This is a genomic window from Streptomyces sp. CA189, assembly GCF_056428985.1.
Genome location: NZ_JBWJVM010000021.1, coordinates 14,853 through 37,148 on the forward strand (window position 1 = coordinate 14,853; position 22,296 = coordinate 37,148).

The window sequence follows — 22,296 nt, forward strand, 5'->3', positions numbered from 1 at the left end:
TCTAGGACCGCCCTTCGATGAGATCTGCTTCGTGGGTCAGGAAGGCGAAGACGGCGGGCTCCAGGGCGTCGCGCAGCGCGGTGACGAAGGTCGCGATCCGCAGGTCCCCGGCGGCGAATACCACCCAGGCGTCCTTGCGGCTCGGAAGCATCGTCAGCGGTGCGCCCGCCATGATCCCGGCCTTCTTCAGGCACTCCACCGCGCTCCACACGCGGGTGGCTGCGGTGTCGGGGGCCTCGCCCGTCTCCTTGGCGACGAGGTCGGCCACCGGCGTGTGCTCGCCGAGCAGGCCGCGCCACTCGGTGGACGAGCGCATGCTGACCGCCTCGATGTCACAGGCCACTTCGGCGGCGGCGACCGCGCTGACGGTCACCCCCAGGCCGTGAGCGGCCGACATCGACATGTGGAGGCCTTCCAGCTCCGGGCGCCCGTCGGGACGGTGACTGACCGTCACGGGGGAGCCCAGGGCGCGGGCCGCGGCGTCCGCGGTGAAGCTGCGGCGCTGCGCGACCGAACCGGCCGGCGCCTCGCCGTGCGGTTCGACCGCGACGGCGATGCGGGCGCCCAGGACGTCCTCCAGGGTGCGCTCCAGGTAGGGGCCTAGCAGCGGGGCGACCCAGGGGCCGGACCCGTCCGTCTTGCGCACCGCGTGCAGGGTCAGGCCCTCCCAGCGCTCGACGACGGTGCCGTCCTCGGCGCGGACGGCGATGTCGTACACGTACGTGTCGCCGACGTGGCTGCGCTCGATCGCGGAGTACCGGAGCCGGTCCGGGACGTGACTGCCGTTGCCGAGCGGGTGAATGCGCTCCACGCCGGACGGCAGCAGAGTGGCGTCGGGGACGCACACCTGGTTGCCGTGCATCAGCGCGTCGCGCATGCCCGGGTCGGCGAGCAGGAGTTCACCGGGCAGGAAGCCGGCGAACCAGTCCTGCGGCTTCTGCTGGACGGACACGTCGGCGTCCACGTGCCGGGCGGCGGCCCGGTGGAAGCGGCTCAGCCGCTGGAACCGGGCGCCCTGGAAGAGGACGCTTCCGTACAGGTCCTTGGCCGGGTCCAGCGGGACCACCGGGGTGTCGGCGGGCACCTGGAGCGGCGCACCGTCCGGGATCGGGGCCGAGCTGTAGACCAGCCGGGCACGGAAGTGCTCGGCGACGAAGCCGGTGTCCTCGGAGTGGATGGCCACGTCCACGGTGTCGGCGCCGGTCACGGTGGCGGCGATGCGGATGCGGTTGCTGCCGTTCGGCGGCACCACGATGGGCCGCAGGAACTTGGCGCCCTCGATGACCGGGGTGGTGGCGCGGCCGGTGACCGCGGAACCGACCTGGACCATGGCCTCCATGCCGATCACTGCGGGAAGCAGCAGGTTGCCGTCGAGGAGGTGGTCGGCCAGGTACGGGTCCGTGCCCGCGTTCAGTTCGACCTCGGTGACGAGTTCGACGCCGTGGTAGCGCACCAGCGGGTTGCTGGTGAAGCGCAGCATGGGCAGGGCCGGCAGGTCACGGCGGACCGTGTCGATGCCTTCCGTACGGCCGCTGATGACGGTCACCACGGGTGCGTCGGGGTCGGAGATCAGGCGCAGCAGGATCTCCACGCCCTGGTCCGGGGAGACCGGGGTGATGCCCTCGCGGGAGAGCGACTCGACGACGGAGAGCTTCTCGCCCATGCCGACGCCGGACCACACCGACCACTCCATGCACCGCGCGCGGACCTGCGGGTGGGTGCGGGCGACGTCCTCGGTCAGGTCGGCCAGCCACTCGTTGGCGGTGGCGTAGTGGGCCTCGCCGCGCAGGCCGGCCCGGCCGATGATGGAGCCGAAGGCGACCAGCAGCTTGAGGTTGCCGGCTCCCACGGTGTCCAGGACGGTCCGCAGACCGTCGACCTTCGGGGCGAAGGTGCGCCGGAAGTCGTCGGCATCGAGGTGGACCAGGCCGTTCGGCTCGTTGCGGCCGGCGCCGTGCAGCAGACCGGTGATCTTGCCGAGCGCTCCTTCGAGTTCGGCGACCGCGCCGCGCACCTGGCCCGCGTCGGTGACGTCGGCCCGTGCGTAGTGCACTTCGACGCCGGCGTCGGCCATGCGCTTGAGGTTGGCGGCCAGTTCCTTGTCGTCGCCCGGCTCGGAGCGGCCGAGAACGGCCAGCTTCGTACCGGTCTTGAGGGCCACGGCGAGGGCGCACTCGGCCGAGATCCCCTTGCCGCCGCCCGTGACGAGCAGGACGTCTTCGGCGGTCAGCGGGGCCTCGTCGCGCTCCTGCTCCACGGGCAGGGCCCGCAGGGTCGGGACGCGGCGCACGCCGGCCTCGTCGTAGTGGACCTCGGCGAACCGCGTGGTGGCGGCCACCTCGGCCAGCACCCGCTCGACCGCGTCGTCCGTCACCGGGGTGTGGACGATGGTGGTCCGCAGGTGCGAGGCCTCCAGGTACAGGGTCTTGGCCAGACCGGCCGCGCCGCGGCCGTCCTGGACCAGGACGAAGCGGCGGTCGCGGTGACCCGCGAGGGCGCTCTTGGCGGCGTCCAGCACCTGCGTGGCCTGCTCCTGGGAGCAGTTCCTGGCCAGGACGGCCAGGACACCCGCGCCGACGCCGGCCTGTTCGAGTTCCTGCTGGAGGCGCTCGGCGAGGTCCCCGCCGTCGGGGGCGAAGAGCTCCCAGGTGCCGTTGGCCTCGGCGGGCGCGGTGCGCGGCCGGGCGACCTCGTCGAGGTCCACCGCGAAGGGACGGGCCCAGCTGGCCGCGCCGGCGACCAGGGCGGCCTCCTCGGACGGTGCGGCCCCGCCCGTGGTGGCCAGGGTGTCGAGGGCCTCCGCGAGTTCGGCCAGGGTGGCCGTCGCGAAGTTGGTCGGGACCTGCGCCGCGGCGATCCCGAGACGGGACGCGGCCTGGTTCACGATCTGGCCCACGGTGATGGAGCTCATGTGCAGGTCGTCCAGGAGCCGGCTGCCCGGGTCGACGAGGTCGGCCGGGAGCTCGGCGCGCTCGGCGACGAGGGTGCGCAGCACCTCCAGGGCGGCCGCGCCGTCCTGGGCGGGGGCCGCCTCGGCGGCCCGGTCCTGCGCCGCCTTGGCGACCTTCGCCGCCTTGGCCGCCTTGATGGCGTTGGCGGCCTTGTCCGACGGGGCCGCCTTGTTCGGCGTACTCGCCGGCGCGGCCACCGCGACGGCGGGCTTCGGCTGGCTCGCGGCCGTCCGGTGCGCGCCCGGGGGCTGCTCGCAGGGGCTGGTCAGGAAGCTGAACTCCTGTCCGACCTCCAGCGGCTTGATCAGGCGGTCCTGGAAGAGCCGGTCGAGCCGGACCGGCGCGCCCGCGACGAACGCGGCGGCGGCCACCTGCAGCAGCGGCCGCAGCGACTCGTCGTCCGTGTTCAGCGAGAGGGCCGTGACCCCGGTCGTCGCCTGTGCGAGGGCGCTGAGCACCCGGCCGGGGCCCACCTCGATGAACAGGTCGACCTCGTCCGCGGCCGCTTCCACCGCCTGGGTGAAGCGGACCGGGTCGGTGATCTGGCGGCTGAGCAGCTCCACCACGTCGGTGTCGCGCTCCAGTTCCGTGCCGGTGACGGTCGAGACGACCTTCCCGGAGACGGGACCGAAGGCGGCGCCGGCGAGCCAGTTTCCGAACACCTGCGCGGCCGGAGCGACCAGCGGCGAGTGGAAGGCGTGCGAGACGGCGAGCCGTGTGCAGCTCACGTCCGCCCGCTCGGCGCGGCGCTGGATCTCCTCGATGTCCTCGACGGGACCGGCGACGACCGTCTGCCGGGGCCCGTTGTAGCCCGCGATGACGACCGACAGGCCCGCGATGAGCCGCTCGGTCTGGTCCGGGTCGGCGCCCAGGGAGGCCATGGTGCCCGAGTCGCTGTGCTCGGCCATGGCCTTGCCGCGTACCCGGGCCGCGTCCAGCAGCGTGCCCTCGTCGATGGCGCCGGCCCAGTGCAGGGCGGAGAGCTCACCGAGGCTGTGCCCGACGGCGACGGACGCCTCCAGGCGCAGCGAGTCCAGGACGCGCAGGCCCGCGGCGGAGCCGGTGGCGATACGGGGCTGGGCCACATCGGTGGCGACCATGTCGCCCGAGGTGGGCAGGCCGGCCCGGTCGAAGACCTCGGCGGCCTCGGGGAAGCGGCGGCGCAGCGCGCCCCCGCCGGTGCCCTTGCCGGAGCCCTGGCCCGGGAACAGGAAGCCGATGCGGCCCCGTCCGGTCGCCTTGCCCAGGAAGCTGCGGCCGTCCGCCGAGGTGTGCGAGGTCTCCCCCGACTCCAGCAGGTCGGCCAGGTGCTGCAGCCGGCGCTCGGCGTCCTCGGGCGAGGACGCGACGATCGCCGCGCGGTGGGGCAGGCCGCGCAGTTCCCGCTGGAGGGTCGCGGCGAGGTCGGAGACCTGGCCGTAGGAGACCGTGGCGACGAAGCCGGCGACCTCGGAGATGCGCGCGAGCAGTGCGCGCGGGGTGTCGCCCTCGAGCAGCAGCAGCTCGCTGTCCTGGGGCGAGTTCGCCAGTGCGGCGGAGCGGCGGCTCGGGGCCGGCCGGCGCCGTACGGCGGGCTCGTCCAGGACCACGTGCGTGTTGATGCCGCCGAATCCCATGGCGGTGATGCCCACGCGGCGGGGCGCGCCCTCGGGCCACGCCTCGGCCTTGCGCAGCGCCTTGAGGTTCGCGCCGTCGTCCGTGAGCAGCTCGTGCGGGTCGACGGTGCCGATGGCCGGCGGCAGGGTCTGGTTGTCGACGGCCATGGCCGCCTTGATCAGGCCCGCGACTCCGGCGGCGGCCTTGGTGTGGCCGATCATGCCCTTGATGGAGGTGATGGCGGCGATGGGCGCCTTCGGGTCCGCCGCGGCACGCGCGCCCATGAGGGCGGTGAGCTCGGTGGCGTCGCCGACGGCGGTGCCGGTGCCGTGGCCCTCGAAGAGGCGGACCGTCTCGATGCCGAACCCGGCGCGCTCGTAGGCGCGGCGCAGGGCCAGCTGGTAGCCGCTGACCTCGGGCCGCGTGATGCCGCCCTGGCCGTCCGAGGACACGCCCCAGCCCGCGATGGTCGCGTAGATGCGGTGGCCGCCCGCGAGGGCGTCCTCCTCGCGCATCATGACGATCATTCCGCAGCCCTCGCCGGGCCAGAACCCGTTGGAGCCCCGGTCGTAGAGCTTCATCTCGCCCTTGGCGAGGGCGCCCGTCTTGGCGAAGCCGATGATCTCGAACGGGTCGATCGACAGGTCCACGCCGCCCGCGACGGCGACGTCGATGTCGCCGTTGATGAGCGAGGTGCCCGCCGTGGTGACCGACAGGAGCGAGGAGGAGCACGCGCCGTCGACGGTGTAGCCGCCGCCGTTGAGGTCGAAGTGGTTGCAGATCCGGCCCGCGATGGTGTTGGAGAGGCCGCCGGCGAGGGTGTCCTCGTCGATGGCCGGGAATGGCTCCTTGTACGAGGCCTCGACGTCGCCGAGGAACTCGGCGACCCGGGTCTCGTCCCAGTCCTCCTGGGCCGCGAGGGCCTCGGCCATCACGCGCCGTACGTACGGCCAGCGCAGCCGCATCACGTTGGCGCGGGCGAACTCACCCGTGAGGGTGTTGCCGACGATGACGCCGGTGCGCTCCTTGGGCAGGCCCTCGCCGGCCGGGAAGCCGGCGTCGGCCAGCGCGCGCCCGGCGGTGTCCAGGGCGAGCCAGTGGGTGAGGTCGGTGGAGCGGAAGGTGCTGCCCGCGATCTTGTGGGCGATCCGGTCGAACTCGTAGCCCTCCAGCACCGCGGCGTTGCGGGCGTAGAAGGTGTCCGGGGTGGCCGGGTCGGAGTCCCAGTAGTCGTCCAGGTTCATCCGCTCGCTGGGCAGCCGGCGGAAGGCCCGGCGGCCGGCGACGGCGTTGTCCCAGAGCTCGCCCGGGGTCGCGGCGTCGGGATAGCGGCAGGCCATGCCGACGATGGCTATGCGTGTCATGCGGCCACCGCGATCTTTTCCTGGGCGGTCTTCTCGGAGACCGGGGCGGGGCAGGCGCAGGCCTCGGCGCAGCCGTTGGGGCACGCGACGGCCGCGGCCGGGGCCGGGGCGGGGCAGGCGCACTCGCCGGTGCAGTCGCAGGACCGCTGGGCCGGCAGCACGGCGGTGACGGCCTCGGCCTTCACCGCGGCGGCCTTGTCGGCGGCCTCGGCGGCGCGCCGCTTGGCGACGACGTCGGCGCTCCACAGGAAGGCGCCGCGGATGGCGCAGACGATCGCGGTGGCGAAGAAGATGCCGTACACGACGTGCAGGGCGGTCAGGACGCCGTACATGGTGGCGACGCCGCCGCCGAAGGCGATTTGGCCCCACTTGGAGGAGGGCGTCGTACCCGGGTCCGTGATCATGTAGTTCGTGAAGAGCACGAACGCCACGCCGGTCATCATCGCGAGGGCCGCGGGGATGGAGGTGTCGAAGATCAGACCGCGGACGACCGCCTGGAGGGCGTAGCCGCCGACCCAGGCCAGGATCAGCCACATGCGCTCGGTGAGCTTGGCGTTGAGCAGGGTGCCCAGCGCGATGATGACCGCCGGGACGAGCCAGTCGAGGCCGCCGTCGAGGTACTCGGTGAAGTGGTACGGGGGCGCGATCGAGGCCCACGGGAAGAGCACCAGGATGACTGCGATGCCGAAGTTCGACGGGTTCATGAAGTGCCGCATGCGGCCCTTGACCGGGGCGCGCAGCACCCACTTGGTGCCGACGGCGACGATGACGCCGAAGACCATGACCCAGACGCGGTCGTTGACGTAGGTCAGCATGTTCACCGCGAGGGCGGTGATGTGGGCCGGGAAGAGGAACTCGACCATGCCCTTGAGGCCGCCGCCGCGGAAGCGCGGGTCGCGCCCCTCGGAGCGGGCGCCGATCACCTCGAGGATGATCTCCAGGGTGTACGAGGTGAGCAGTGCGATGAACGGCCAGGTCCAGGGCTGCTCGAAGCCGAGCACCGTGTAACCGAGGATGTTGAGGACGGAGATGGAGATCGCGAACCGGCGGAGCGCGGTGACGACCTTCGGGTTGTGGCGTGGGCCGGCGGGGGCCGGGACAGCCGTCAGGGTTGCGGACATGGTCACTTCTCCTTCGCCTGGGTACCGAGCTCGACGGTGTGCTGTCCGGGCTTCAGCGTCAGCTTCTGCTCGTGGACGGCACCGGTGCGGTCGCGCCAGGTGAGCTTCACCGGCAGCGGGTCCTTGACTCCCTTGCCGAGGCCGATGTGGACGTCGTTGCTGCGCTTGCCGGAGTGGCCGCCGCCGCCGTCGACGCGGGCGACCCGCATGCTGCCGTCCGGCAGTTCGACGCAGACCTCGGCGCCGATCGCGGGCGAGCCGGACTCGCGGTTGAGCTTGAGCGTCAGGTACGAACCCGTGCTGTCGCTGACGTTGTGGAGGAAGACCGGCTCACCCCACTGGCGGGCGACGGCCAGGTCGACCAGGCCGTCGCCGTCGACGTCGGCCGGGGCCATGCCGCGGGTCGGGATGGGCTCGGCGATGCCGAGGGCCTTGGCCAGGTCTACGTAGCGGCCGGTCCCCTCGTCCTTGGCGAAGAAGCGCATGTGCTGGCTGCCGGCCAGGTCGTCACCGTGGCGGACGTTCGGCCACCAGATCGGGTTCGAGGTCAGGGCGTCGTTCGCGGTGGCCAGCTCCTGGAGCTGGGGCCAGCGGTTGGTCTTGCCCTTGACGAAGCCGAGCGCCTGGGTGATCTCCAGGTTGCCGTCGTTGTCGAAGTCGGCCATCTTGGGGTCCCAGCCCCAGCCGGACCAGGCCACGCCCAGGTCGGCGGACTTGTCCTCGTACGGGGCCTCGCCCTCCTTGAGCTTGCCCTGGAGCTCGGACTGGTTCTTCGCCTGGTTGATGAAGGCGAAGTTCGACTCCTGGATGCCGAAGGAGGTGGTGATGTTGCTGACGAACAGGTCGTACAGCCCGTCGTTGTCCAGGTCGCCGAAGTCGACGCCCATGCCCTTGAACGAGCTGCGCCCCATCTCCTTCGACTTGGGCACGGTGCCGGTGTGGACCGACTTGACCTCGGCGAACTCGATCTTGCCGGGGACCGACTTGTTGTAGAGCATCGGCGAGGTGCCGAAGTCGTGCGCGAGGAAGATCTCCGGCAGGCGGTCGCCGTCGAGGTCGACCGCGCTGGCGCCGAGCGTCCAGCCCTTGCTCAGGCCCTGCGGGATGGAGCCCTCGGTCTTCTCGTAGCCCTTCTCGGTCCAGCGGAAGAAGTGGCCGCCGCCGCCGTTCTGGGCGTGTGAGAGCGACTCGTTCATCACGACGCCGCCGTCCACGGTGTCGTCCAGGACGGGGCTGTCGGGGAAGTAGTTGCCGATGAAGATGTCGTCGTGGCCGTCACCGTCGAAGTCGGCGTACGCGGCGGCGTTGGAGTTCCACAGCGGCCCGCTGTACTTCGTACCGGTCGTGCCCGGGATCAGCTCGGTGGGCGTGAAGCTGGCGGCCGACAGCGGCTGCCCCTTCACGTTCTTGTTCATGAAGATGACCGGGGTGCGGCCCCAGTAGTAGACGAGGACGTCGGTCGCGCCGTCCTCGTTGTAGTCGCCGGGCATGCAGCCCATCGGCGCCGACGTCGTGCTGGTCGGCAGCGGCTTCGGGTCGAGGGCGAACGGCGCGTAGGCCCCGTCCTTGCGCGTCGGCGACGGGGTCAGCACGGCCTGGTCGATGCGCGGGTCGTTCACGCAGAGGTCGTTGGGCAGGCCGTCGCCGTCGATGTCGTTGACGGCGATGCCGGCGCCGACCGAGGAGATCCATCCCTCGATGTGCCGATAAGCCTTGTTGACCTTGCGGACTTCCTGCTTCGGGAATCCGGAAGGCATGGCGATCGACAGCGACTTGAAGCCGAAGTTCTTCGCAAGCTTCGCGGTCTCGGCCGCCGAGGACTCGGGCAGCTGAACCCCGTAGAAAGTGCCGACCATTACGGCAAGAGCAACAATTCCCGGCGCATTCCTAAGCGCCCAGTTCTTTTTCGCCGTCACTGATCGGCACCTTTCCGGGTAAGAGAGAGAGAAGCAAGCTCCTCGGCGACACCACGCCGCCAGGACTCGTATGCGGGAGATTCACCCTGGCCCCGGGTGTCGGGCCGCAGCCCGACGCACACCGAGGCCGCCCGCTCCGCGGTGGTGTCGCAGACGACACGGGCGGCGAGGTGGGTGTGGTCGATGACCGTGTCGGCCTTGATGCGTGCCTCGATGGCGAACGCGGAGCCCTGGGCCAGCGCCCAGCGGTGCTCCCCGGCGCCCTCGACGAAGCGGGCCAGCTCGTCCTCGTCGACACTGCCGGCGTAGGCGCAGGCGAGGCCGGCGCCCGCGTACAGGTCGCTGTGCCGGGCCTTCGGGTAGGAGGCGATCAGGTCGGTCACGACATCCGGGTCGGTACCGCCGACGAACCACAGCGCGCGGCCGATGCCCTGGTCAATGGCGTTCGGGGTGTAGTGGTTGTGTCCGCCGTGCCAGCTGAACGGGTGTTCCGCGGCGGGCGTGCGCACGTAGGAGTCGGTCTTGAAGTACGCCTGGTGGAAGCCGTAGCCGTCCAGGGCGAGCCAGCGCAGCAGCGGGTCCGTCTTGCGGATGTCCGGCCACAGGAGCTTCGGCAGCCGGGCCATGGCCCAGCCCACACCGACGTAGATCATGTAGTCGTGGTGGCGGCCTTTGCCCTGGAGCAGGCCGTCCAGCCGGCCACTGTGTCCCGGCAGCGAGTCGTACACCGCCGCGCCCATGCCCGCGCCCTCGTACGCGAATCCGCGCATGTCCCGGGGGACGGTCTCCAGCATTTCCTCGGCTTCCGCGGGAGAGCCGGCCTCCACCGCGTAGGCATACCCCTGAAGGAATACCTCGCCGATGTTCTCCAGACGCGCCTTGGCTTGCGGGTTCTTTACGTGGAACCCGCGCACCTCCATCGTCGTCTCGGAAACGGGAGGCGTGAGAAGCCTCCGCCGTAGCGCACCAAATACTGTGGACACCGAAGAAAACCGCCCCTCGTAGAACCCTGAAACCCCCCAGCAAACGGGAATCTATCCAGGGGTCCAGGAGGGGCTCTACTTCCCGCGTGCTCAATCCGGCGTGAACAATCCGGTGTGAACGATCCGGCGCCGACGAAACGTCAGACGAGCGTGCCCGCCGACGCGCGCACCCGCTCGCGCACGTTCCTGCGCCACACCTCGTAGGCGGGTCCGACGCCGGCCTGGGGCTCGCTCGCGGCGGTCTCGTCGGCGAGCAGCGCGACGGACTCCACGCCCAGGCCCGTGAACGCCTCGACCGCGGCCCAGCTGTGCTCGGGTACGAAACCGGCGTGGTGACGGGCCTTGGCCGCGAACACCGAGCCCTGCGCCAGGTGGTCCCACTCCTCCCCCGCCTCGGCGCGCAGCGCCTCGCGGTCGGCGGCGGTGGTGCCCCCGGCGAAGGTGGCGGCCAGGCCGACGCCGCTCCACAGGTCGCCCTGGCGGGCCGAGGCGAAGGCGCGCACGGCGGCCGAGACGTGCGCGACGTGGCCACCGTGGATGAACCACAGCGCCCGCCCGACGCCCTGGTCGAAGGCGCGCTGGAAGTAGTCCGCGTCGCCGTCCCACGCGTACGGGGTGTCCAGCCGCTGTCCGCCGACCCAGCGTTCGGTGTCGAAGTAGGCGCGGTCGAAGCCGTATCCGTCGACGCACAGCCAGCTCATGGCCGGGTAGTACTCGGGCTCGGTCAGGTCCGGTACGAGCTTCTTCCACATCGGGCGCGGCAGCTTGGCCATGGCGAAGCCGATGCCGATGTAGTTGAGGAAGATGTGCCGCTTGCCGCCGCCCTGCAGCAGGTCGCGGGTGCGGTGGCCCTTGCCCGGGCCCATCACGTCACGGATGGCGCAGGCCATGGTGGCGCCCTCGTACGCGAAGCCCTGGACCTCCGGGTCGACGAGCGAGAGCCGGCGTTCGGTCGTCGCCAGCGTGCGGTCCTCGATGCCCCACTCGAAGCCGGTGACGACGGCCTGCGGTACTGCCTCCAGCTTGCGGGTCCGCGCGGTCGGCTCGACGGAGAAACCGCGCCCCTCGAAGCTCACGTCGTCCAGGGACGGGGCCATGGCCAGCCTGCGCAGTGCTCCCAGTGCGGGCACGGACGCCTCCTCGTGCGGGCCGCTCTGGCGGCGGCCGGAGGGCACATCGTGCGCGCCCGGGCGCCGGCGCCTCATCTCCGTCCGTGCTCACCCGGCGGCTCCAGAGCCGTTCGAGCGCACTGAGGCAAGTTCTGGCGCGTACGCGGGGCAGCGGGGCAGCCGGCCGGCGGGGAGAGGTCAGCGGGGAGAGGTCAGCGGATGGAGCGCACGTCCACTTCCTCGTCGTGGACCTGGCGGCCGCACCGGTCGCAGTGCAGCTCGACGTGAACGCCGCCCTCGCAGCCGATGTGGTCGGCGCGACGCGGCGGCCCCTGCTCGTAGTGCAGGTGGCGGTCCCCCCACTGCATCAGGGCGATGACTCCCCTGGTGAGGTCCCGCCCGGCGGGGGTGAGTTGGTACTCGTAGCGCACGGGCCGGTCCTGGTAGGGGACCCGCTCCATGATCCCGTGTTCGACCAGCCGGGTGAGCCGGTTGGTCAGGACGTTGCGAGCAATGTCGAGGTTGCCGAGAAAACCGTCGAAGCGTTTGATACCGAGCAGAGCCGAACGGACGATCAACAACGTCCAGCGCTCCCCGACCACTTCCAGGGTCCGGGCCAGGTTGCAGTCCTGTCCCTCGTACGTATGTCTCAGCATCCGCTCACTCTATGCAGGCAACGAGTTTCGTGAAAGGACCGACGTGACAAAAGGGGAGCCGCCTCCCGGGGCCAGGACGGCACCCCGGAAAGCGGCGGGAAGCTCAGGCCGCCTGCAGCAGCGGTTGCGGTTCCCCACCGCCACCGCCCGGGCGGCCGAGGCTGCGGTACGCGTAGGCGGCCGACACCAGCGTCATGTGGTGGTGCCAGCCCGGGAACGAGCGGCCCTCGAAGTCGAGGAGGCCGAAGTCCTCCTCCAGCTCGCGCACGGTCTCGGCGCTGCGGTCCAGCAGACCCGTCAGCGCCAGGACCTCGTCCGTCCGGGCGTGGGTGAGGTTGGTCAGCCACAGCTTGACGGGCTGGCGCCCGCGCTCGGAGCGGATGGCGAACAGCCGGTAGGTGCGCTGAACCTGCATCCCGTTGGACGCGTGATCCGGCAGCCGGACGAAGCTCGACATGACGGTGTGGTGGCGCCCCGGCCCACCGCCCCACGGGCCGACCGTCTCGATCCGGGTCAGGCCGGCCGCGTCGAACTCGAAGAGGCTGCGGGCGGAGATCAGCGTGCTGTTGCCCTCCCCCGCCTCGGTCCGGTGCAGCCGCAGGTGGCGGCCCGCCAGGACCTGCAGGCTGCCGGGGACGGAGACGACGAAGTCGCGGCCGCGCTGGGAGAGTCCCCGTACGAGCCTGGCGGCGCCGGCCGATTCCCCCAGGTCGGCCACCACCGGCACCGGCGCCGTGCGACTGGCACCCGCCATGGTGTCCACGACGTCGAGGGCGTGCTGTTCGAGCGAGCGCTGGCCGGCGTCCTCGGGGATCCGGGTGCGCTGGCGGCGCTCGGGGTCCTTGGTCCAGGAGCCGGGCAGCAGCAGCCTCCAGTCGACGGGAACGGCCCCGTCGGAGGTGGCCAGGAATCCGCCGACGCCCACCTGACAGGTGACGGAGCGTCCGGTCGAGGGGACGAAGCGGCGGTGGACGCCACAGGAGTGCTCGCCGCGCTTGCGCAGTACCGCGAGGTCGAGGAGCCAGGCGCGCGGGGTCACCTCCTGCTCGGTCCAGCGGGCGAGCTCGCTGCGGACCGGTGCCCAGTCCCAGGGACTCGCGTTGACGAACTGGTGCAGCGACTGGGACGCGGTCGGCGAGTCCGTGACCGCGGCGGCGAGCCGGCGTACGGACTTCTTGCCCGGCGTCGTCAGCAGGCTCTGCACGTACATCTGGGCCCAGCGGCGCTGGTCCATCCGCGGCAGGCACTCGAAGACCCGCTCGGTGAACGCCGGCATCGAGACCTTCGAGCTCATCAAGGCGTGCATGACCATGGCGGGTTCCCTCCTAGTGTCTGCCGACGGCCGGCGATCACCATGAAACAATAGCGAACGTCCTGTTTTTTTTCCGACTCAGGAGAGTTGTTGAACCACTTTGCCAAGTCGGGCACCCGTGCCCGGCGTTCACCGCAGCACAGCCGCGGCCCCACCGACGGGGATCGCGGCGGGGGCCGCACGGACGGCGCAGAAGCCGTCGATCCCCTTGCCAGAGCGACATTCGAGACCCACTCGATTCCGCGGACATCTTCGGCAACTCCGCCTTGCGCGGTGCCCCGCAGGCATCGAAGGATGGTTCCCTAACGTGAAGACAGACTCAGAAAAAAAATCCGGATCAGTGCACCTACAGCACGGAACCACGCCCCTCTTGCGCCCGGCAGCGAGTGCTCCAAGGGAGACAGCATGGTGAAGCAGGAGCGGGCGGTGCGCACGCGTTCCGCCCTGGTCCGGGCAGCCGCGGCGGAGTTCGACCGCGACGGGTACGACGGCACATCGCTTGCGCGGATCAGCAAAGTCGCCAACATCTCCATCGGCGCCGTCACCTTCCACTTCTCGTCCAAGAACGAACTCGCCGACGCGGTGTTCGAAGAGGGACGGGCGATGACCGTCGCGGCGCTGGAGCAGATGGCCGCAGAGCCGGTCCCTGCGCTGCGCGGGGTCGTCGACCTCAGCCTGGAGCTGACCCGGCTGATGGAGGAGGAGACCGCCGTACGCTCCGCTATCCGGCTCTCCCGCGAGCGTCCGGGCAGCGCTTCCTGGTCGGACCTGTGGCTTCCGACGGTCCGTCAACTCCTGGACCGGGCATACGAAAATGGCCAACTTCGCGACGACGCCCTGCCGGCGGACGTCACGGCGCTGGTCGAGTACCTGCTCGGCGGCGCTGAGGCGTACCTCCGCCTCAGGATGGGGACGGAGCGCGCGTACGAGAGTGCCGTGGGCCAGCTCAAACGGCTCTGGCATCTCGCCCTGGTAGGCGTTTCGGCCGACGGTGCGACGGACGCCACGGCGACCGTTCCCGAGCCCCGCCCTTCGGCCTGACCCAAGCTGCCGCATCACCGGTCGTCCCCCGTCGACGTGGTGCGGCCGCGTTCAGCGCGGAGCACCTGCAGCCCCGCCTGAACGCACCCAGAGGGCCCCGGCACCGTGACTACCAGCACGCTGCCGGGTGCCCGGCACAACCGTCTGCCCGCCGCCTTCCCTGGAGCCCCTGCTCACTGGGAGGACGGCGGGCAGACGCATGCGTGCCCGTCCCCGCCGGGGATTCCCCCGGTGCGGGGCGGCGGGGGCCGTAGACGGCGCCACAGCGCCGTTCGCGGGCCCCTGCGAAGCCGACCGCAACTCGGCCCGGACCCGGGTAAGTTCAGTCGGCACCGCCGATCTGCCGGGCCGGTGGCGCCGAGCGCCACCGTGCGCAGGGTCACGCGGCCTGCGACTGGGCGTACGGCCGCAGCACCAGGCTCGCCCGCACGTGTGCGGGGGCCAGCGCGGGCAGCGTGTACTTCCACATGGCGATCAGGCGGTCGTTGAGGTCCACCCGGCCCGTGGCGATGTTGGAGTAGATCTGTACTCCGGTGAAGGCCCCGGTCAGCAGGGTGGCGAACTCACGCTCATCGGCGTCGTCAAGGAGTTCGCCGCGCTCGCGCGCCGCGAACAGGAAGAAGCTGAGCTGCTCCACCCACTCGTGGTAGGCCGTGGCGTCGGGCTTCCCGAACTCACCCTGCTCGACGGCGAGCCGGACACTGGCCCGTACCAGCACATTGGTCTGCAAGGCGTGCGCCATGAAGAACGTCAGGTCGATCAGCCGTTGCAGGCCCGGCTCACCGATGGGGAAGGCCACGAACTCCTGCTGCTTGGCCATCACCACGTTGGCCAAGTCCTGCTTTGACTTGAAATGGAAGTACATCCCGCCCTGGGTGACCCCGGCTTCCTCCATGATCCTGCTGATGCTCGCGCCGCTGTACCCGCTCTCATCGAAGATCGTGGCGGCCGCGTAGATGATGGATTCCCGGGTCTTTACGGCCCGTTGCTGGCGCGGCTCGTTCATCAGGTGCCCCGCTCCCTCTCGACAAAAAAAACGAACGCCCTTATTTTACAGGTCGGCCCGCGTGTCTGGTAGTCCGCCGGGTCTTCACACATACGCACGCCGACAGGGGAGAGGCATGCTCACAACACCAGAACGTCGTCTCATAGCGCAGCCGGACCTGACCAGTACCGTTGCTCGGGAGTACGTACACAGAGCTGCCGTGTCCGAGGTGTTCCTGACCGGGTGGACCAGGACGGGGAAAGACGCGTTCACGGTCAGCGCCCAGTGGCCTCGCAGTCACAGCTTCTACACGCCGGAACACGGCATGCACGACCCGATGCTCCTGTGCGAAACGATCCGCCAGAGCGGCATGCTGCTCTCGCACACGGAGTACGGCCTCCCGTTCGGGCACCACATCGGCTGGTCCCGCATGCAGTACGCGCTGAACCCGCAGGCCATGCGCGTCGCCTCGAAGCCCGCCGAGATCACCCTGCACGTGACGTTCTCCGACATCCGCACCCACCGCGCGCTGCCCTCGTCGATGACCATGCACATCGAGGCCGTTCGCGACAATTCGCTCCTGGCCGTGTCGAGCACGCGCTTCACCAACCATTCCCCCGCGGTGTACCAGCGCCTGCGCATGGGACGCGCGGACGCCTCGCGGCTGTCCGAGTCGGCGCCGATGCCCCCGGACCCGGTCTCGCAGGCCGTGGCGGGCCGCCGGCGCAGGGACATCGTGCTCGCGCCCACGCAGGAGCGCGGGCGCTGGCAGTTGCGCGTGGACACCGCGCATCCGATCCTGTTCGACCACCCCCTGGACCACGTCCCGGGGATGCTCCTGCTGGAGTCGGTCCGACAGGCCGGGCACGCCCTGGACCCGTCGCTCGACACGATGATGCCCACCTCGATGGACGTGTCGTTCAACCGCTATGTGGAATTCGACGCTCCGTGTTGGGTCGAAGCCGAGGCCGTGTCGTCCCGTGAGAGTGGAACGCGACGGAGTGTGCGCGTGAACGGGCTCCAGAACGGTACGTTCGCCTTCACGGCAACGACGGAGATGACCGACATGTCGGCGGTCTGACCGGAGTTGTGACGGAGGCTCAACCGCTGCGTAGGGGGATCAAAACACCCGACGATCCGTCGGCATACGTTCGCTAGGAATGATCGAACCCGGTGCGCCAACACCGGGGTCACGACCAACCAACCTGCTGTCACCTGCTGCAAGTGGGCTCAACCCCCACGCAACAGGACTTCCGTCTCAAGCATGTCGGCGCTTATAGCGACTCGACTCGATCACTGCAACTCGATGACTACGAGATCAATACGAGATGACTAGAGATGACCACGAGATGACTGCAACTCAGTGACTAGAGATCAGTGACTGCAACTCGATGACTAGAGACCCCAGAATCATGGACCAAACTGCACGGAATTTCCAGTCCCCCGCCGAAAAAACCTGTCTGGATGTCACCCCTCCTGGGCCGTCGGTGTCTGAATCTCACCTCTCCGGGCTGGTCGGAAGCGCAGGTTCCGCCCTGATTCCGCCCTTCCTGAGGACCCGCGCGAAGACGCCGATGCGGATCCTGGAGTCGGAGTACTACTCCGACGCGACCCTCAACGTGTACCTCAAAATCGCTGGTCTGGGCATGCGCCCCGAGGGCTGCACGGCCTCGGTGGAGAAGATCGCCGGCTACACCGGGCTCTCCAAGGCCACCGTGGAGCGCTCGCTGCGCGAACTCGCCAACCCCGCCCCGGACGGCGTCGTCGAACTGTCCGAGAACACCCGCCGGACGCTGCCCGGCGGCCGGGGCACGACGGCGCGGCGTCGCGTACGGACACCAGGGCCCCGGGAACGCTTCGTCTGGATCCCCGTCTATGCCAGCGAGTGCCTCCCGCCCCGGCTGCTGCGCGCCTACGGCCTGATCGCCTTCGCGGTCGTCCAGAAGATCCCGTTGACCGTGCGCGGCCTCGCCGCGTTCCTCCGCCACCGCACCGGCAGCCGTGCCGGATCCCCGATAAGCACCGAATCGGCGGCCAAGGCCGTCAAGGAGCTCGTGACGAGGAAGTGGGTGGCTCTCGCCCGGCGCGCCGGCTTCCAGGGCCGCCACCTGTTCCAGGTCAACAAGTACGGACCCCTGTCACCCCTCGAACACCAGTCTTCCGAGGCGGTTCCAAGTGGTCGACTTGATGAGGGATCGGGTGGTCGATCTGATGAGGGATCCCTCGCGTATAAGGAAGACCGCAGTACTGACCGACAAGAGAAGGAAAGAACTACCCCATCCGCCGTAGGCGAAGTACAGGTAGTGGGCGCGACGCGCGACGCCGCGCTCGGAGCAGCGCCCGAGGCTCCGCTCGACAGCGGCGCGCTCCGCGCGGATGGTTCATCCCAGGCCCCCGTCAAACCGGCGGCTCCGGCCTCCAAGAGGCCTTCGGCGGCTGCCGTCGGCGCGCCGGTGGACTTCAGTCGGAGGACGCACACCGTGCTCGCACCGGTCCGCTTCCTGCTGGAGAACGTGAGCGACTACGTCCTGCGCCGCGCGGCCCGCGACATCGAGCACCAACTCGCCGACGGGATGACCGTCGAGCGCCTGCAGACCCGCCTCACGGCCAGGCTGGCCGGCACGATGGTCTCCGACATCGAAGACCCCGGCCGGTGGCTGCTCGGTGCGGCCCTGACCCGTTGGGGCTGCGCGGACCCCGCCTGCGAGTCGGGCGTCGTGTGGCACACCGGCCAGGCCTGCACGGCCTGCACGGAGATCCGCTTCCTGCGCTCGCGCAACCTGCTCGACGAGGCCCCTTCGGGAGCCCGCCCTGCGGCTCCCCCAAGGGCCTGCTGCCCCTCGTGCGACCGCCCGCACCGCCCCGGCAACGAGGGCGAGTGCGCGGACTGTGCCGAGGTACGGATCAACGCTTGCCTCCCCGCGCCGGACCTCCCCCCGGCAGATCCGGCTGATCCTGCCGATCCGGCCGCCTCCGTGGAACCGGAGCACCGGTGCCGGGGCAGGGACGGCCAGTGCACGCGGGCGGCTTCGCTGCACGGGCTGTGCTGGCGCTGCGAGACCGGCACCCCCGAACGCACGATCCCCCGCCAGCGCCACCGGTTCACCACCCAGGACTGGCTGTCCGAGCGGGCCGGGCACCTGTGATGCCCGGCCATCGGCCGAGTCCGGCTATCCGCTGCGTCCGGCCAGGGCCGGTTCGGCGGTGTCGGTGTCGGGTTCCGGGGCCCGGTAGCCCGCGGGGCACGTCTCGGCGTCCGCAGTGGGCTCGGTGGGCTCGGTGGTCCGGCCGGACGCGGGCCCGGTCACGGGCGCGGCCGTACCGCCCTCATCCGTGAGGTCGGCCTGGTACCCGGCCTTGACCGCCCGCTTCTCGCGCCACAGGTGGTACAGCGACACCGCGAGGATGCCGGTGCCGATCAGGTTGGCGACGAAGTGCCACCACACTCGGTACGTGGTCAGTGCCGGCCCGGGCGGGATGGTGCCGAACCAGGTCGACAGGCCGATGGCACGGCTCGCTCCGAGCGCGACGGACAGGGTGAGGACGACGTGCTCGAGGCCGTGGATGCCCTGCATCCAGACGCCCATCTTGGCCCACTTGCGGGACTGCAGGTGACCGGTCGCCCGCTTGGTGATCAGCACGATGCCGACGAGGCCGGCGAGGAAGATGAAGTTTCCGGTGAGGTGCAGGATCTCCATGCCGAGGGAGGGCTTGGTCATGTCGACCTGGCCCATGCCCCGGGACAGGCTGTTGGCCCACGGAGTCATCCACGCCGGGGACAGCGGGTGCATGACCCAGTAGCCGGCCTGCGAGACGTGCTCCTGGAAGTGACCGAGCTGGCCCACGACGCCGAGGCCGATCAGGCCGACCGACGACTTGTACAGCCAGGGCTTCACCGCACCCCGGTTCGCGTATGCCAGGACCGCGACGGCCGCCCACATCGCGACGGCCCAGAGGATGAAGAGGACAGCTCCGGCAGTGTCCACGGAAGACGCCATACCCCCCATTCCTGGCATACCCGGCATACCCGGAGGGTGGTTCATGAAGGCTCCTTCAGAGGGACGACGTGGACCGGACGGACCGCCGCGCGTGCCGGGCCGCTCCCCCGTCAGGGGCGCCCGGTACCGCGCGAGCAACACGCTAAGGAGCCGGAGCACCGTCCGACTTCTTCCAAAGTGCTATTCCGGCTGCCGGGCAGGCCGCGGACGGAGGCTCGCGACGACTTCGCCAGGTCCGCCGACTCCGTACACACGTGGGGCCCACCGCGCGTTCCGCGGTGGGCCCCACATCGCTGATCGCCGCTACTCGGGCCGGGACGCCGCCCGGGCCTCGATGATGCGCCGCAGGAGGACCTCCCGCTGCCGCTCGCCCATCCTGGCCAGCACCAGGTCCGCGACCTTGTCCCCGTCCGACCACGGCATCCGGTCGGGCGTGCCCGCGTCGGACCGGTCCGCGTCGGACCGGTCCGCGCCGGGAGCCGCGTCCTCCTCGGGGCTCTCGTGGCCCGCGTTGCTTACGCCGTAAAACTCCCCGGGCCCGCCGGTTGCACCGCCCCGGTTGTTTACGCCGTAAAACCCACCGGGCTCGAACGCCGCACCGCCCGCGTTGCTTACGCCGTAAAACCCGGACCCGCCGGGGGCGCCCGGGTGCCCCCGGTCGCTTACGCCGTAAACCTCACCGGACCCGGCGTCCACGGCACCCCGGATGCTTACGCCGTAAAACATCCCCGGCTCGCCGTCGCCGCCGGCGGCCCGCCGCTGCGCCGCGGCCGCCCGGCCCCGCTTGGCCTTGGCCTTCCCGGCCTGTGCGGCGTGCCGCTCGCTCAGCCGCGCCTCGATGAAGGCCCTCTGCTCCTCCGGGTCCTTGCGCCCCGCGGTCCGTGCGATCTCCAGCGGGATCTCTCCCGCGTCCACCCGGTCCTGTACGTCCTCCGGCAGCGCCAGCAGCGCACGGCGCTGCGAGATCCACCCCGAGTTCATCCTCCCGCCCAGCAACTCGGCGACCGCCGCCGCGCTGCCGTGGTGCGCGATCAGCGCCTCCAGGGCCCGGGCCTCCTCTATATAGGTGAGGTCCTTGCGGAAGTGGTTCGCGCTGAGCGCCGCCGCCAGGATGTCCTCGGGGGTGCCCGCCGCGGAGTCGTCGACCGTGATCTTCAGCGTCGGCAGCCCCGCCGAACGGGCGGCCGCCAGGCGGCAGTGCCCGTCCAGCACCACGTACTCCGCGTCCGCCGGCACGTCGTCCTGGTGCTCGGGGTGCGCGACGAGGAAGGCCAGCCGGGTCATCACCGTCGCCGGCTGGACCTGCCCGACCTGCCCCATGTTGGCGCCGAGCGCGGAGATGTACCCCTCGTCGAGGACCTCGCGCGGGTTGCCGGGGTTGTAGGTGATCCTGTCCAGCGGGATCTCCGTCGGCGCGGAGCCGACGAGGCTGTCGATCAGGTGGCCCCGGATGCTGCGCGGCGAGGCGGCCTGGCTGAACGCCGCCGAGGGCCCCACGCGCTCACGGGCGGTGCTCACGAGATCTCCCTGGCGATGCTGCGCATGATGTCCGCCTGTTCGGAGTGCGGAGCGTAGGCGAGCAGCGGCCGACGGGCCCTGGCGGCCTCCCGCTGCTCCTTCAGGCGGGGGATGACACCGATGACCGGCGGATCGCTGAGCTGTCGCCAGGCCTGCAGGGCGGAGGTCACGACGTAACCGTCGCGCGAGTCGTAGGCGTTGACGACGAGTCCGAGGTAGTCCACCTCTACGCGCCAGTCCGTCTTCCCGGACTCGATCTGCTCGATGAGCATCGTGTACGCGTCCGCGGACGAGTCCTCGGCGAGGACCGTGATCACCGCCCCGGACACCCGCGCCGCCTCGCCGTCGCGCCGCCGCCCGTAGTAGATCGCCGCGTCCATCGCCATGCCGAGGCTGGGCGGACAGTCGATGATGATCGCGTCGTAGTGCGGCTCCAGCGGCTCCAGCGCGCGCTCCAGCGTCGCCTGCCGGTTGCGGGCCTGGACGATCATGATGTCGAGGAGGAAGGCGTCCGCGCACGCGGGCAGGACGTCGAGCCGCTTGCCGAAGCGGGGCTCCTCGACCGTGACCACCAGGTCCCGGATGTCACCGCGGGCCTGACCGGACATGAACTTCGCCAGGCTGTCCCCGTCGTGCGGCAGCTGCGGCAGCCCCAGCTGCTTGGTGAGGTGCCCCTGGGGGTCGTAGTCCACGAGCAGCACCCGCAGCCCGAGCCCCCCGAGGTCGGTCTCCTCGGCCAACGCCTGCCCGATCCCGGCGGAGATGGTGGTCTTGCCGACCCCGCCCTTCTGGTTGCAGACGATCTTGCGGTGCGGAATGCCGGTCGCCGCGGGACGCCGTCGCGGCGAGGGGTGCGTCTCCAGCCACAGCCGCACCGCTTGGCTGAGCCCCTGGACGTAGGGGATGCCCAGCCGTACGCAGTCCCGCTTGAAACCGTTGTACAGCTCCTCCGGCAGCCAGGTGGCGAACGAATCCGCCCGCGCCGTATCGACCTGGGGGAGCGTCCCGTCGACGGACGCCCAGTCGGTGATGGCCTGCGCCACGGCGTCCTGGATGTCGATCGTGAGCTCCGCGGCCCGCACCTTCAGGTCCGTGCGCAGCGCTCCGGGCAGCTTGGAGACAACCTTCTTACGGTCAGTTTGCGGTTCTGTAGACGACATGAAGCGAGCTTACTAACTTCCCCGGCGCAAGATCGATTCCTGTGGGGTCCATTCCACCGGCCTGCCCCGGTATCACGGCATAAAGAACTCTGCCCGGGCGGCGGTCGAAACCCCGCCCGTGACCGGCCTGTTCATCCGCACCCCGCAAGGGGCGCTCAGCACGACAGAAGAAGCATCGCGGTCGGCCTATCCCAAGAATGAAGTGGTGACAAGAGACACCTCGCCAGACGGCGGGACTTGGGCAGCTCGCCGGAGCGCTACGGGCACCTTCGCGAGTGCCTCAGGACTGCGCGGGGTGCGCCAGCTTCCATCCGGACAGCTCGGCCGAGCGCTCCAGAGCCCGTTGGCACACGCCGCGGCAGTGCGCGAGCGCGGTCGCCGCGTCGGGTGCGCAGAGGAAGGCCACACCCCGCGCGCCGGAGCGGGCGGCGTGCACCCGCAGATGCTCCAGGCCGTCAGCGGGCACGGACACCTCCCACAGCGCGCGCAGCAGCGCGTCGACGGATGCGTCCGGGGCGCTCTGCGGCTTGCTGAAGGCGAACTCGACGAGGTGCACGCACCGACTATGCCGGAGGCGGACCGCCGA

The 22,296-nt window shown here is 70.6% G+C and carries 15 protein-coding genes; 3 read left to right on the top strand and 12 right to left on the bottom strand.

Features of this window, described 5'->3' with window-relative positions; translation table 11 throughout:
• Position 1: 1 nt before the first annotated feature.
• The 7 genes from AC061S_RS18125 to AC061S_RS18155 form a co-directional block, all read right to left on the bottom strand.
• Positions 2-5,911, bottom strand: a complete 5,910-nt coding sequence (locus AC061S_RS18125) for a type I polyketide synthase (protein ID WP_478686986.1) — start codon at positions 5,909-5,911, stop codon at positions 2-4.
• A complete protein-coding gene (locus AC061S_RS18130) occupies positions 5,908-7,032 on the bottom strand; it encodes an enediyne biosynthesis protein (protein WP_478686987.1) in 1,125 nt (374 codons plus the stop codon). Before AC061S_RS18130 ends, AC061S_RS18125 begins: the two co-directional genes overlap by 4 nt.
• Before the next feature lie 2 nt (positions 7,033-7,034).
• Positions 7,035-8,888: a CRTAC1 family protein gene (locus AC061S_RS18135; RefSeq protein ID WP_478686988.1), complete on the bottom strand. Its 1,854-nt coding sequence runs from the start codon at positions 8,886-8,888 to the stop codon at positions 7,035-7,037.
• A 56-nt stretch (positions 8,889-8,944) separates the two neighbouring features.
• Positions 8,945-9,931 carry a DUF1702 family protein gene (locus AC061S_RS18140; protein WP_478686989.1) on the bottom strand — a complete coding sequence of 329 codons (987 nt, stop codon included), beginning with the start codon at positions 9,929-9,931 and terminating at the stop codon, positions 8,945-8,947.
• 140 nt (positions 9,932-10,071) lie between these two features.
• Positions 10,072-11,061, bottom strand: a complete 990-nt coding sequence (locus AC061S_RS18145) for a DUF1702 family protein (protein WP_478686990.1) — start codon at positions 11,059-11,061, stop codon at positions 10,072-10,074.
• A 191-nt stretch (positions 11,062-11,252) separates the two neighbouring features.
• Complete coding sequence (locus tag AC061S_RS18150) at positions 11,253-11,696, bottom strand: winged helix-turn-helix transcriptional regulator (RefSeq protein WP_478686991.1); 444 nt, start codon at positions 11,694-11,696, stop codon at positions 11,253-11,255.
• 103 nt (positions 11,697-11,799) lie between these two features.
• Positions 11,800-13,008, bottom strand: coding sequence for an IS701 family transposase (locus AC061S_RS18155; RefSeq protein WP_478686992.1), 1,209 nt, complete (start codon positions 13,006-13,008; stop codon positions 11,800-11,802).
• A 405-nt stretch (positions 13,009-13,413) separates the two neighbouring features.
• On the opposite strand from AC061S_RS18155, the gene AC061S_RS18160 reads away from it, so the two are divergent.
• Entirely contained in the window at positions 13,414-14,049 is a 636-nt protein-coding gene (locus AC061S_RS18160; protein ID WP_478686993.1) for a TetR family transcriptional regulator, read from the top strand.
• Between the two features lie 379 nt (positions 14,050-14,428).
• On the opposite strand, the gene AC061S_RS18165 is transcribed toward AC061S_RS18160, so the two are convergent.
• Complete coding sequence (locus tag AC061S_RS18165) at positions 14,429-15,055, bottom strand: ScbR family autoregulator-binding transcription factor (protein WP_478686994.1); 627 nt, start codon at positions 15,053-15,055, stop codon at positions 14,429-14,431.
• Between the two features lie 115 nt (positions 15,056-15,170).
• On the opposite strand from AC061S_RS18165, the gene AC061S_RS18170 reads away from it, so the two are divergent.
• Both AC061S_RS18170 and AC061S_RS18175 read left to right on the top strand, forming a co-directional pair.
• On the top strand, positions 15,171-16,115 hold the full coding sequence (locus AC061S_RS18170; protein WP_478686995.1) for a ScbA/BarX family gamma-butyrolactone biosynthesis protein: 945 nt from the start codon (positions 15,171-15,173) through the stop codon (positions 16,113-16,115).
• Positions 16,116-16,608: 493 nt separating this feature from the next.
• Complete coding sequence (locus tag AC061S_RS18175) at positions 16,609-18,180, top strand: hypothetical protein (protein WP_478686996.1); 1,572 nt, start codon at positions 16,609-16,611, stop codon at positions 18,178-18,180.
• A 24-nt stretch (positions 18,181-18,204) separates the two neighbouring features.
• Here the strand turns inward: AC061S_RS18175 and AC061S_RS18180 are convergent, their stop codons facing one another.
• The 4 genes from AC061S_RS18180 to AC061S_RS18195 form a co-directional block, all read right to left on the bottom strand.
• Positions 18,205-19,077: a DUF6008 family protein gene (locus AC061S_RS18180; RefSeq protein ID WP_478686997.1), complete on the bottom strand. Its 873-nt coding sequence runs from the start codon at positions 19,075-19,077 to the stop codon at positions 18,205-18,207.
• A 258-nt stretch (positions 19,078-19,335) separates the two neighbouring features.
• On the bottom strand, positions 19,336-20,550 hold the full coding sequence (locus tag AC061S_RS18185) for a ParB/RepB/Spo0J family partition protein (protein WP_478686998.1): 1,215 nt from the start codon (positions 20,548-20,550) through the stop codon (positions 19,336-19,338).
• Positions 20,547-21,710, bottom strand: coding sequence for a ParA family protein (locus AC061S_RS18190; RefSeq protein WP_478686999.1), 1,164 nt, complete (start codon positions 21,708-21,710; stop codon positions 20,547-20,549). The genes AC061S_RS18185 and AC061S_RS18190 overlap by 4 nt, the downstream gene beginning before the upstream one ends.
• Positions 21,711-21,990: 280 nt before the next feature.
• Positions 21,991-22,266 carry a hypothetical protein gene (locus tag AC061S_RS18195; protein WP_478687000.1) on the bottom strand — a complete coding sequence of 92 codons (276 nt, stop codon included), beginning with the start codon at positions 22,264-22,266 and terminating at the stop codon, positions 21,991-21,993.
• Positions 22,267-22,296: the final 30 nt, after the last annotated feature.

Excerpts from the sequence above, each read along its gene's own strand:
- AC061S_RS18125 (WP_478686986.1), bottom strand. The coding sequence starts at position 5,911 with ATGACACGCATAGCCATCGTCGGCATGGCCTGCCGCTATCCCGACGCC.
- AC061S_RS18130 (WP_478686987.1), bottom strand. The coding sequence starts at position 7,032 with ATGTCCGCAACCCTGACGGCTGTCCCGGCCCCCGCCGGCCCACGCCAC.
- AC061S_RS18135 (WP_478686988.1), bottom strand. The coding sequence starts at position 8,888 with ATGGTCGGCACTTTCTACGGGGTTCAGCTGCCCGAGTCCTCGGCGGCC.
- AC061S_RS18150 (WP_478686991.1), bottom strand. The coding sequence starts at position 11,696 with ATGCTGAGACATACGTACGAGGGACAGGACTGCAACCTGGCCCGGACC.
- AC061S_RS18155 (WP_478686992.1), bottom strand. The coding sequence starts at position 13,008 with ATGGTCATGCACGCCTTGATGAGCTCGAAGGTCTCGATGCCGGCGTTC.
- AC061S_RS18160 (WP_478686993.1), top strand. The coding sequence starts at position 13,414 with ATGGTGAAGCAGGAGCGGGCGGTGCGCACGCGTTCCGCCCTGGTCCGG.
- AC061S_RS18165 (WP_478686994.1), bottom strand. The coding sequence starts at position 15,055 with ATGAACGAGCCGCGCCAGCAACGGGCCGTAAAGACCCGGGAATCCATC.
- AC061S_RS18170 (WP_478686995.1), top strand. The coding sequence starts at position 15,171 with ATGCTCACAACACCAGAACGTCGTCTCATAGCGCAGCCGGACCTGACC.
- AC061S_RS18175 (WP_478686996.1), top strand. The coding sequence starts at position 16,609 with ATGCGGATCCTGGAGTCGGAGTACTACTCCGACGCGACCCTCAACGTG.
- AC061S_RS18180 (WP_478686997.1), bottom strand. The coding sequence starts at position 19,077 with ATGAACCACCCTCCGGGTATGCCGGGTATGCCAGGAATGGGGGGTATG.
- AC061S_RS18190 (WP_478686999.1), bottom strand. The coding sequence starts at position 21,710 with ATGTCGTCTACAGAACCGCAAACTGACCGTAAGAAGGTTGTCTCCAAG.